This window comes from Nocardioides sp. LML1-1-1.1 (genome assembly GCF_040676175.1).
Classification (GTDB): Bacteria; Actinomycetota; Actinomycetes; order Propionibacteriales; family Nocardioidaceae; genus Nocardioides.
In genome coordinates this window covers 778,789-789,469 of record NZ_JBEGHK010000003.1, presented here as the reverse complement: position 1 = coordinate 789,469, position 10,681 = coordinate 778,789, and the positions used below count along the sequence as shown (strand labels likewise).

General features: G+C 72.8%; 11 protein-coding genes and 1 rRNA gene. 11 read left to right on the top strand and 1 reads right to left on the bottom strand.

Translation table 11 applies throughout. The features are described 5' to 3' along the window. Positions 1 to 2 precede the first annotated feature (2 nt). A 5S ribosomal RNA gene (gene rrf / locus MRBLML1_RS15075) occupies positions 3 to 119 on the top strand. 191 nt (positions 120 to 310) lie between these two features. Then, a complete protein-coding gene (locus MRBLML1_RS15070; RefSeq protein ID WP_364517279.1) occupies positions 311 to 652 on the top strand; it encodes a single-stranded DNA-binding protein in 342 nt (113 codons plus the stop codon). Here MRBLML1_RS15070 and MRBLML1_RS15065 read toward each other — a convergent pair. After that, entirely contained in the window at positions 612 to 1,763 is a 1,152-nt protein-coding gene (locus MRBLML1_RS15065; RefSeq protein ID WP_364517277.1) for a DUF1015 family protein, read from the bottom strand. The genes MRBLML1_RS15070 and MRBLML1_RS15065 overlap by 41 nt on opposite strands. 49 nt (positions 1,764 to 1,812) lie before the next feature. Here MRBLML1_RS15065 and MRBLML1_RS15060 point away from each other — a divergent pair, with 49 nt between their 5' ends. The 9 genes from MRBLML1_RS15060 (at position 1,813) to ald (ending at position 10,677) form a co-directional block, all read left to right on the top strand. After that, the gene (locus MRBLML1_RS15060; RefSeq protein WP_364517275.1) at positions 1,813 to 2,847 is read left to right on the top strand and encodes an HAD-IIA family hydrolase; all 1,035 of its coding nucleotides are present in this window, start codon (positions 1,813 to 1,815) and stop codon (positions 2,845 to 2,847) included. A 9-nt stretch (positions 2,848 to 2,856) separates the two neighbouring features. After that, on the top strand, positions 2,857 to 3,030 hold the full coding sequence (locus MRBLML1_RS15055; RefSeq protein WP_364517273.1) for a hypothetical protein: 174 nt from the start codon (positions 2,857 to 2,859) through the stop codon (positions 3,028 to 3,030). After that, positions 3,030 to 3,863 (top strand): TlyA family RNA methyltransferase, encoded by an 834-nt coding sequence (locus MRBLML1_RS15050; RefSeq protein ID WP_364517271.1) that lies wholly within the window; start codon positions 3,030 to 3,032, stop codon positions 3,861 to 3,863. Before MRBLML1_RS15055 ends, MRBLML1_RS15050 begins: the two co-directional genes overlap by 1 nt. After that, positions 3,860 to 4,840, top strand: coding sequence for an NAD kinase (locus MRBLML1_RS15045; protein ID WP_364517269.1), 981 nt, complete (start codon positions 3,860 to 3,862; stop codon positions 4,838 to 4,840). Before MRBLML1_RS15050 ends, MRBLML1_RS15045 begins: the two co-directional genes overlap by 4 nt. Further along, positions 4,837 to 6,585, top strand: a complete 1,749-nt coding sequence (gene recN, locus MRBLML1_RS15040) for a DNA repair protein RecN (protein ID WP_364517267.1) — start codon at positions 4,837 to 4,839, stop codon at positions 6,583 to 6,585. Before MRBLML1_RS15045 ends, recN begins: the two co-directional genes overlap by 4 nt. Before the next feature lie 34 nt (positions 6,586 to 6,619). Continuing rightward, positions 6,620 to 8,335: a CTP synthase gene (locus MRBLML1_RS15035; protein ID WP_364517313.1), complete on the top strand. Its 1,716-nt coding sequence runs from the start codon at positions 6,620 to 6,622 to the stop codon at positions 8,333 to 8,335. Positions 8,336 to 8,339: 4 nt separating this feature from the next. Beyond that, complete coding sequence (locus MRBLML1_RS15030; RefSeq protein ID WP_364517265.1) at positions 8,340 to 8,930, top strand: NUDIX hydrolase; 591 nt, start codon at positions 8,340 to 8,342, stop codon at positions 8,928 to 8,930. Continuing rightward, positions 8,927 to 9,412: an Lrp/AsnC family transcriptional regulator gene (locus MRBLML1_RS15025; protein WP_364517263.1), complete on the top strand. Its 486-nt coding sequence runs from the start codon at positions 8,927 to 8,929 to the stop codon at positions 9,410 to 9,412. The genes MRBLML1_RS15030 and MRBLML1_RS15025 overlap by 4 nt, the downstream gene beginning before the upstream one ends. 140 nt (positions 9,413 to 9,552) lie before the next feature. Then, positions 9,553 to 10,677: an alanine dehydrogenase gene (gene ald, locus MRBLML1_RS15020; RefSeq protein WP_364517261.1), complete on the top strand. Its 1,125-nt coding sequence runs from the start codon at positions 9,553 to 9,555 to the stop codon at positions 10,675 to 10,677. The last annotated feature ends 4 nt before the right edge of the window (positions 10,678 to 10,681 follow it).

The following is a 10,681-nucleotide window of genomic DNA, read 5'->3' as shown; positions in this document are numbered from 1 at the left end:
GTTACGGCGGCCATAGCGGCAGGGAAACACCCGGTCCCATCCCGAACCCGGAAGTTAAGCCTGCCAGCGCCGATGGTACTGCAACCGAGAGGCTGTGGGAGAGTAGGACGCCGCCGGACAAACATTCGCCGAAGGGCCAGCAGAAATGCTGGCCCTTCGGTGTTTTTATTGCTTTTCAGTCCCAGGAACGTCCATCAGCTGTCCACAGGCGGTGCCTCGCCGTGGGTTCTCCACAGGTCCGGGCTCTGACCGGCCATGAGATCGGTGGTCTGACGCAGACTCGGAGAAACACAAGGACGGAGGACTTCTCATGGACGACAACGCGGTGCGGCTGGCGGGCCGGATATCGGTGGAGCCGCGGTTGCGGACGCTGCCGAGTGGTGACGAGCTGTGCGTGTGCCGGATCGCCGTGCCCCGCACGCAGGTGCGCACGCTGCCCTCGGGCCGCCGGGGCCCGACGATGGACGTCGTGGACCTGGCCGCCTGGGCGTCGCGACCACGGCGCTCCATGGCCGGATGGCACGAAGGTGACGAGGTGGAGGTCGAGGGCGCGCTGCGCCGGCGCTTCTACCGCGTCGGGGAGCGGACGATGTCGCGGGTGGAGGTCGAGGTCACCGGGGCTCGGGTGCTACGTCGCGCAGCGACCGGATGAGCACGCCGAGGCTCGGCTTGGGCTGGAAGGAGGTGGCTTTCTCCGGCAGCAGGCGATCGGCTTCGGCGATCTCGAGGACCAGGTCGACCGATGGTGCCGGCATCAGCACCGACACCGCGTGCTGACGGGCGGCGCCGAGGGCGTCCTCGACGCTGTGGTGGTACGCCAGGGCACTGGGCCCGTGCGGTAGGGCGGGCACGATCCGACGGTGCAGGGTCTCGACGGCGGCCTCGCGCAGGCCAGGGTCGAGGGTGACCACGGCCCACCGGTCGCCGTCGGTGGCAGCCAACCGGTGCGGTGAGAGCGCGGCGACGGCATCGGGCTGGAGCCGCTCCTCGTAGGAGAGGCCGACGCTGAGCACGGCGTCGCGCAGGTGGTCGAGCGAGGTGCCGGCCAGGGTGCGGTGGATCGGCCCCAGGAACAGCGGGGTCGCGCCCTGGTCGACGAGCATCGCGAGGCCGTAGTCGGTGGCTGCGGTGCCCGTGAGCGGTCCTGCCTGGCGGCGCTGCAGACGCAGGTAGGCGGCGTAGCGGTGGTGCCCGTCGGCGATGAGGGCGCGGCTGTCGGCGAGCTCGTCGGCGATCGTGGCCAGCGTCGGGGCGTCGCGGATCGCCCAGATCCGGTGCTGCTGCTCGCTGCGGTCGGTGAACGCGTGCTGTGGCTCGCCCCGGGTGACCTCGGTGAGGACGCCGCGGAGGCGGTCGGTGCCACGATGGACGAGCAGGATCGGCGCCGGGTTGAGCTCCATCTCCGCCATCCGGTCCGCCAGGTCGTCGGCCTGTGCGGGGTGGATGCCCTCGTGGGGGAGCACGGCGCGGTCGTCGGGTCTGGTGGCGCGCCGGGACACGTCGAGCGCGCCGACCAGGCCGCGGACGGTCATCCCGGCCGAGGTGTACTCGTGGAGGTAGAGCGCCGGGAGAGCGTCGTGGCTGACGTAGCCACGGGCCTGCCAACGCAGGAGGCGTGCCGAGACGTCGCGGTAGGGGCGGGCGAAGGCGCGACCCGTGGCCGGGTTGCCGACGCGGGACGGAGTGAGCATGAGGCCCCGGAACGGGAGCAGACGCAGTGGCCCCGCGACGTACGGCGGTGTCACGAGTGCTGCGGGGTCCACCTGGGCATCGTACGGAGGGCGCTGTGGTCGCTGCTGGCAAGGTGGACCTGTGTTGCGTACATCGACCGGCCCGCTGACGCAGACCTACGACCTGGCGATGCTGGACCTCGACGGCGTCGTCTACATCGGTCCGGACGCGGTGCCCGGCGCGGCCGACCACATCGCCGCGGTGCGGAAGGAAGGGGTGCGGGTCGCGTTCGTCACCAACAACGCCGCCCGGCCGCCGGAAGCGGTCGCCGCGCACCTCCGGGAGCTCGGGGTGAGCGCCGAGACCGAGGACGTGGTGACGAGTGCCCAGGCGGCGGCGCGGGTGGCCGCCGAGCGCTGGGGCGCCGGGGCGGAGGTCGTGCTCCTCGGGGCCGAGGGCCTGGACACCGCGTTGCGCGAGGCGGGCCTGGCGCCGGTCGGTGCGACGGACGACGGGGCCGGCGTGGTCACCGGCTACGGGCCGGACGTGGCCTGGCGGGACATCATGCGGGTGGCGGTGCGGATCCGGGACGGGTTGCCCTGGATCGCCTCCAACGCCGACCGGACGATCCCCACCGTTTTCGGCGTCGCGCCCGGCCACGGCGTGCAGGTCGAGATGCTCACCCGGTTCAGCGGTGTGACGCCGACGGTGGCGGGCAAGCCGGAACGGCCTCTGCTCGACGAGACGGTACGACGGGTGGGCGGCCGCCGTCCGCTCATGGTGGGCGACCGGCTCGACACCGACATCGAGGGTGCGCGCAACGCTGGCGTGGACTCGCTCCTGGTCCTGACCGGCGTGACGGGGCTGGCGGAGCTGGTGGCGGCGCCGGAGGCCCTGCGGCCGACGTACCTGGCGGGCGACCTGGGTGGGCTCGGCGTGGCCCACGAAGCGCCGGAGGAGGACGGCGCGGAGTGGACGTTGGCGGGCTGGCGCGGACGGGTGGTCGACGGTGCGCTCGAGGTGGTCGAGGACCGTGCCGGTCAGGCGGGCACGGGCGATCCGGACGACGCCTGGCGGGTGGCGGCCGCGACGGCGTGGGCGCACCTGGACCGCACCGGCGCCGTGGTCGACATCACCGCGGCCGGGCTCCCCGCGGCGAGCGGTGCGGCGCGGTAGCCTCGCGCCATGACCGAGGTACCCGTTCCGGCGCCCATGCCGACCGGCATCGATGCCGTCGACCGTGTGCTCGACCTCGTCGCGGGCCTGGAGAGCAGGCCCCTGGAGGAGCACGCACCGGTCTTCGAGGAGGCCCACGCAGGCCTGCGCCACACGCTCGACAACCCGCCCGACGCGTCCTAGTGCCACCGCGCAGACTGCGCCTGGACGCCGAGCTCGTACGACGCGGCCTTGCGCCGTCCCGCGAGCGCGCCGCCCAGCTGATCGCCGAGGGCCGGGTCAAGGTGTCCGGTGCGCTGGCCTCGAAGGCGGCGACCGGGGTGACCACGGACGTCGCGATCGTGGTGATGCAGGGCGAGAACGGTCCCGACTACGTCTCGCGGGGCGCGCACAAGCTGGTGGGCGCGCTGGCGGCGTTCGGCGGGGCCGGGCTGTCGGTCGAGGGCCGGCGCTGTCTGGACGCGGGGGCGTCGACGGGCGGCTTCACCGACGTCCTGCTGCGGGCGGGGGCGGCGGAGGTCGTGGCGGTCGACGTGGGCTACGGCCAGCTGCACTGGTCGATCCGGCAGGACGAGCGGGTGGTCGTGCACGACCGGACCAACGTGCGCGCCCTGGACGCCGAGCGGATCGGCGGATCGGTGGACCTGGTGGTGGGGGACCTGTCCTTCATCTCCCTGGTCCTGGTCCTGGACGCGCTGCTCGGGGTGACCAAGGACGACGGTGACCTGGCGCTGATGGTGAAGCCGCAGTTCGAGGTCGGCAAGGACCGGGTGGGCAAGGGCGGAGTGGTCCGTGACCCCGAGCTGCGTGCCGAGGCGGTGCTGGGCGTGGCCCACGCGGCGGCCGAGCGCGGCTGGGGTGCGCGGGCGGTCACGGTGAGCCCGCTGCCGGGACCGTCCGGCAACGTGGAGTTCTTCGTGTGGCTGCGCAAGGGCCCGGCGGAGATCGACGACGCGTCCATCGCGGAGGTCGTGCGGCGCGGTACGTCGGACCCGGATGAGAAGGTGGGGCCATGACGAAGCCGGCGACCACCGAGCAGGACGTGCCCCGGCGCGTCCTGGTGCTCGCGCACACCCGGCGTGACGAGGCGCGGGACGTGGCGCGGGCGTTCGTCAAGGAGCTGAGCGGCCACGGGATCGTCGTGCGGCTGCTGCGCTCCGAGGCCGAGGACCTGGGGCTGGACCCGGCGGGCTACGAGCCCGCGGTCGAGCTGACCGACTCCGAGAGCGACGCCAGCCAGGGCTGCGAGCTGACGGTGGTCATCGGCGGCGACGGGAGCATCCTGCGGGCCGCCGAGGTCACCCACGAGAGCCTGACGCCGGTGCTCGGGGTCAACCTGGGCCACGTCGGCTTCCTGGCCGAGGCCGAGCACGAGGACGTGGCGGCGACGATCGACGCGATCGTGGACCAGCGCTACACCACCGAGGACCGGTTGACGCTGGCCGTGCGGGCGTTCGTGAACGGCGAGGAGGTCTACTCCACCTTCGCGGTCAACGAGGCGAGCGTGGAGAAGGCCGCCCGCGAGCGGATGCTCGAGGTGGTCGTCGAGATCGACAGCCGGCCGCTGTCGCGCTGGGGCTGCGACGGGGTGGTCTGCGCGACCCCGACCGGCTCGACGGCGTACAACTTCAGTGCGGGCGGCCCGGTCGTGTGGCCGCAGGTCGAGGCACTGTGCATCGTCCCGTTGAGCGCCCACGCGCTGTTCGCCCGGCCCATGGTCGTGGCGCCCTCGTCGGTGATCGCGGTCGAGGTGCTCGAGGGCAACCAGGGCTCGGGCGTGCTGTGGTGCGACGGCCGGCGCAGCGTCGACCTGCCCCCGGGCGCGCGGATCGAGGTGAGCCGCGGACAGCGGCCGGTGCGCTTGGTGCGCCTGCACGAGGCGCCGTTCACCGACCGGTTGGTGGCGAAGTTCGGGCTCTCGGTCGAGGGCTGGCGAGGCGCGGCGGAGCTGCGCCGCGAGGCCCGGGCCCGCGGGCAGGGGGAGCTGTCGTGATCGAGGAGCTGCGGATCAGCTCGCTGGGCGTCATCGACGCCTCCGTGCTCGAGCTGGGGCCCGGACTGACCGTGATCACCGGCGAGACCGGTGCCGGCAAGACGATGGTGGTGACCGCGCTCGGCCTGCTGCTGGGCGGTCGGGCCGACAGCGGTGCGGTCCGCGCGGGCGCCAAGCAGGCGCGCGTGGAGGGCCTGATCGCGGCCGGCGCCGCGCCCGGTCTGGCCGCCGCGGTCGAGGACGCCGGCGGCGAGGTCGAGGACGACGGCATCGTGCTGGCGCGCAACGTGAGCGCCGAGGGCCGCTCCCGGGCGTTCGCGGGCGGCGCGGCGGTGCCGGTCTCGACGCTGGCCGAGATCGCCGAGCCGCTGGTGGCGGTGCACGGCCAGTCCGACCAGCACCGGCTGCTCAAGCCGCAGACCCAGCGCCATGCACTGGACCGGTTCGGGGCGCTCGACGACCTGCACGGCCGCTACGCCGGCCTGCACGACGAGCTCGTGCGCACCGAGCAGGAGCTGGCCGAGGTCACCGCGACCGCGCGGGAGCGCGCCCGCGAGGCCGACGTGCTCCGCTACGGCGTCGAGGAGGTCTCCGCCGTCGCGCCGCAGCCCGGCGAGGACACCGAGCTCGCGGCGGAGGAGGCGCGGCTGGGCCACGCCGACACCCTGCGTGGCGCGGCCGAGCAGTCCCGTGAGGCGCTGTCGAGCGAGCACGGCTCCCCGGACGCGATGGGCGCGGTCGCCGCGGCCCGCGGCTTGCTGGAGGGCGTGCGCGACCACGACCCCGACGCGGCGGCGCTGGCGGACCGGGTGGCCGAGGTGGGCTACCTGCTCTCCGACGTCGCGGCCGACGTGGCGTCGTACGCCGCACGGCTGGACACCGACCCGGCACGGCTGGCGGCGGTCTCGGAGCGACGCGCGGCGCTGATCGGGCTGACCCGGAAGTACGGCGAGACCGTCGACGACGTGCTGGCCTGGGCCGAGCAGTCGGCGATGCGGCTGCTCGACCTCGACTCCACCGACGAGCGGATCCAGGAGCTCGCTGCCCGGTCCCGCGCCCTGCGTGCCGACCTCGCCGAGGCGGGTGCGGCGCTCAGCCAGGCCCGGGTGGCCGCGGCGGAGAAGCTGTCGGCGGCGGTGAGCGACGAGCTGACCCTGCTGGCGATGCCGCACGCCCAGGTGACGATCCGGGTGGCGCCCCGCACCGTGGACGCGCCGGCCGATGCCGACCACCCGCCGGCCGACGTGCTGCGGGTGGGGGAGCGGTGGGTGCGCTTCGGGCGCAGCGGGCTCGACGACGTCGAGTTCCTGCTCGCGGCCAACACCGGCTCCGAGCCGCGCCCGCTGCACAAGGGCGCCTCCGGCGGTGAGCTCTCCCGGGTGATGCTCGCGGTCGAGGTCTGCCTGGCCGGCACGAGCCCGGTGCCGACGTTCGTCTTCGACGAGGTCGACTCGGGGGTCGGCGGGGCCGCCGCCGTCGAGATCGGCCGCCGCCTCGCCACCCTGGCCGACGACGCCCAGGTGCTGGTCGTGACCCACCTGCCGCAGGTCGCCGCGTTCGCGGACCGGCACGTGCTGGTGGAGAAGTCCAGCGACGGCACCATCACCAGCTCCGGCCTGGTCACCCTCGACGACGCGGGTCGTGAGCGCGAGCTCTCCCGCATGCTCGCGGGCCTGGCGGAGTCCGACACGGCCCTCGCGCACGCGCGGGAGCTGCTCGACCTGGCGCGCCGACGTACGGCTTGAGCACCAACTCGTAGTAGGGTGGAATCCCGTGAACATGGCTTCCGGCAGCGGCACGAATCGACAGGCAAAGCACCTCTTCGTGACCGGAGGCGTCGCCTCCTCGCTCGGCAAGGGCCTCACGGCGTCCAGCCTCGGTCGCCTGCTGCGATCGCGGGGCCTGCGGGTGACGATGCAGAAGCTCGACCCCTACCTCAACGTGGACCCGGGGACGATGAACCCGTTCCAGCACGGCGAGGTGTTCGTCACCAACGACGGCGCGGAGACCGACCTCGACATCGGCCACTACGAGCGCTTCCTCGACACCGACCTCAACCAGATCGCGAACGTGACGACCGGACAGGTCTACTCCTCGGTGATCGCCAAGGAGCGCAAGGGTGAGTACCTCGGCGACACCGTCCAGGTGATCCCGCACATCACCGACGAGATCAAGGACCGGATCCTCGCGATGGGCCGGGGCACGGGCGCCGACGCGGTCGACATCGTCGTCACCGAGATCGGCGGCACGGTCGGCGACATCGAGTCGCTGCCCTTCCTCGAGGCCGCGCGCCAGGTGCGCCACGACATCGGCCGCGACAACTGCTTCTTCCTGCACGTCTCGCTGGTGCCCTACATCGGCCCGTCGGGCGAGCTGAAGACCAAGCCCACCCAGCACTCCGTCGCCGCGCTGCGCCAGGTCGGCATCCAGCCCGACGCGATCGTGTGCCGCGCCGACCGCGAGCTGCCCGAGGGCATCAAGAAGAAGATCGCGCTGATGTGCGACGTCGAGCAGGAGGCGGTCGTCACCGCCGCCGACGCGCCCTCGATCTACGACATCCCGAAGGTGCTGCACCGCGAGGGCCTCGACGCCTACGTCGTACGACGCCTCAACCTGCCCTTCCGCGACGTCGACTGGACGCTGTGGGACGACCTGCTGCGCCGGGTGCACCACCCCAAGGAGGAGGTGAGCATCGCCCTGGTCGGCAAGTACATCGACCTGCACGACGCCTACCTCTCCGTCGCCGAGGCGCTGCGCGCGGGCGGCTTCGCCCACGAGGCGAAGGTCAACCTGCTCTGGGTGGCCTCCGACGAGTGCGAGACTCCGTCGGGCGCGGCCAAGCACCTGGCGGACGTGGACGCGATCTGCGTGCCCGGCGGCTTCGGCATCCGCGGCCTGGAGGGCAAGCTCGGCGCGCTGACCTACGCCCGCACGCACGGCATCCCGACCCTCGGGCTGTGCCTGGGTCTGCAGTCGATGGTCATCGAGTACGCCCGCACCGAGCTCGGCCTGAGCAAGGCCGGGTCCACCGAGTTCGACCCGGACACCCCTGAGCCGGTGATCGCCACGATGGAGGAGCAGAAGTCGATCGTCGAGGGCGCCGGCGACCTGGGCGGCACGATGCGCCTGGGCCTCTACCCGGCGGCGCTGACGCCGGGCTCGCTCGCGGCCGAGGCCTACGGCGCGGAGACCATCGAGGAGCGGCACCGCCACCGATACGAGGTCAACAACGCCTACCGCGCCCCGCTGGAGGAGGCCGGCCTGGTGTTCTCCGGCATCAACCCCGACCTCGACCTCGTCGAGTTCGTGGAGCTGCCGCGCGAGGTGCACCCCTACTACGTCGGCACCCAGGCCCACCCCGAGCTGCGCTCACGCCCGACCCGCCCGCACCCGCTGTTCGCGGGCCTGGTCGGGGCGGCGATCTCCCGCCAGCGCGAGACCCGGCTGGAGATCGACGAGTCCGGCCTGCACCCCGAGCCCGCCGACGAGGACTGAGCCGGTGGCCGGACTCCGCGACGTCCTCGAGTCGTGGCCGGTGGAGTCGTCCACCGACCTGCACCGTGACGCGTGGGTGCTGGCCCTGCGCTCGGACCAGGTACGACGCCCGGGGGACCACGACGAGGAGTCCTTCCGCCGGCTGGTGGTCGAGCACCCGGGCGCCGCGGTGGTGCTCGCGCTCGACGAGGACGACCGGGTGCTGTGCATCCGGCAGTACCGCCACCCGGCCCAGGCCCGGCTGGTCGAGCTGCCCGCCGGCGTGTGCGACCACCCGGGCGAGGACCCCGAGCAGGTGGCCCGCCGTGAGCTGCGCGAGGAGGTCGCGCTGGAGGCCGAGCGCTGGACCCACCTGCTCTCGACGTACTCCTCGCCGGGCTACTCCGCGGAGAAGATCCACTACTACCTCGCCGAGGGCCTGAGCCCGGCCGACCGCGGGGACTTCGTGCTGCGGCACGAGGAGGCGGACCTGGAGGAGGTCTGGGTGCCCTTCGCCGACCTGGTGGACGCGGTGCTCGACGGCGAGGTCGCCGACGGGCCGGTGGTCCAGGTGGTGCTGGCGCTGCAGGTCCACCGCGACCGGGCCGCACGATGACCGAGCTGGACGCGATCGACGCCGCCATCGTCCGCGAGCTGCAGGACGACGCCCGGCTGGCCAACAACGTGCTCGCCGCTCGCGTCGGCATCGCGCCCTCGACCTGCCACGGCCGGGTGCGCTCGCTGTTCGAGCGCGGGATCATCCGCGGTGCGCACGCGGAGGTCGACCAGGCGGCGATCGGTCGTCCGCTGCAGGCGATGATCTCGGTCCGGCTGCGCCCGCACGCGCGGGGTGAGCTGGCGGACTTCGCGCAGGCGATGACCCAGCTGCCGGAGGTCCTCAACGTCTACTTCCTCGCCGGCGCCGACGACTTCCTCATCCACGTCGCCACCGCCGGCTCGGAGGAGTTGCGCGAGTTCGTGGTCAACCACCTCAGCGGCACCCGCGACGTGGCGATGACCGAGACCAGCCTGATCTTCGAGCACCTGCGCGGCCGGCCCGCCGAATCCGGTTCGGTGCGATCCGCGTCACCGGACTGATCGCCGATGATCCGATCCGGCCTTCCCCGGTGACGGCGAATAATCGCTCCACCCTCTAGCGGCTGGCTCGGATTGCCTTCAGCATTTCTGTTCAACGGGGAATCCGCATCGGAACGCCCGCGAGCAGGAGGGTCACCGCGATGCGCGTCGGCGTGCCGAAGGAAGTCAAGAACCACGAGTACCGGGTCGCGATCACCCCGATCGGCGTGCACGAGCTGGTCGCCCACGGCCACGAGGTCGTCGTCCAGGCCGGTGCCGGTGTGGGGTCCTCGATCGACGACGCCGACTACGTCGCCGCGGGCGCCACGATCGTCGCCTCGCCCGAGGAGGCGTGGGGCACCGACGGTGGCGTGGACCTGGTCCTCAAGGTCAAGGAGCCGGTCGCGGAGGAGTACCACCGCATGCGCGAGGGCCAGACCCTCTTCACCTACCTCCACCTGGCCGCGGACAAGCCGCTCACCGAGGAGCTGCTGGCCCGCAAGGTCACCGGCATCGCCTACGAGACCGTGCAGCTGCCGTCCGGCGCCCTCCCGCTGCTCTACCCGATGTCCGAGGTCGCCGGGTGCCTGGCGCCCCAGGTCGGTGCGTACTCGCTGATGAAGGCCCAGGGCGGCCGCGGTGTGCTGATGGGCGGCGTCGGCGGGGTCGCCAACGCCAAGGTCGTCATTATCGGCGCCGGTGTCTCCGGCCAGAACGCCGCCAACATCGCGCTCGGCATGGGTGCCGACGTCACCCTGCTCGACACCGACCTCGACAAGCTGCGGATGTCCTTCTGGCGCTACAGCAACCGGGTGCACGGCCTGGCGTCCTCCAAGCTCACCCTGGAGCAGCAGGTCCGGGAGGCCGACATGGTCATCGGCGCGGTGCTGATCCCCGGCGCCGCGGCACCCAAGCTGGTCAGCAACGAGCTGGTCTCGCAGATGAAGCCGGGCTCGGTGCTCGTCGACATCGCGGTCGACCAGGGCGGCTGCTTCGAGGACACCCGTCCGACCACGCACGCCGATCCGACGTACCAGGTGCACGGCTCGACGTTCTACTGCGTGGCGAACATGCCCGGCGCGGTGCCGAACACCTCGACGTACGCGCTCACCAACGCCACCCTGCCCTACGTCGTCGCGCTGGCCGACAAGGGCTGGCAGGCGGCGTGCCGGGCCGACGCCGGCCTCGCCCTGGGCCTGAACACCCACGACGGGCGGCTCACCAACGCGCCGGTCGGCGAGGCGGTCGGCATCGCGTCGGTGCCGCTGGAGGACGCGCTAGCCTGACCCG

What these genes read in the sequence shown, in the direction of transcription:
- MRBLML1_RS15070 (WP_364517279.1), top strand. Translation starts at nt 311, where the DNA reads ATGGACGACAACGCGGTGCGGCTGGCGGGCCGGATATCGGTGGAGCCG.
- MRBLML1_RS15055 (WP_364517273.1), top strand. Translation starts at nt 2,857, where the DNA reads ATGACCGAGGTACCCGTTCCGGCGCCCATGCCGACCGGCATCGATGCC.
- MRBLML1_RS15045 (WP_364517269.1), top strand. Translation starts at nt 3,860, where the DNA reads ATGACGAAGCCGGCGACCACCGAGCAGGACGTGCCCCGGCGCGTCCTG.
- MRBLML1_RS15035 (WP_364517313.1), top strand. Translation starts at nt 6,620, where the DNA reads ATGGCTTCCGGCAGCGGCACGAATCGACAGGCAAAGCACCTCTTCGTG.
- MRBLML1_RS15025 (WP_364517263.1), top strand. Translation starts at nt 8,927, where the DNA reads ATGACCGAGCTGGACGCGATCGACGCCGCCATCGTCCGCGAGCTGCAG.
- ald (WP_364517261.1), top strand. Translation starts at nt 9,553, where the DNA reads ATGCGCGTCGGCGTGCCGAAGGAAGTCAAGAACCACGAGTACCGGGTC.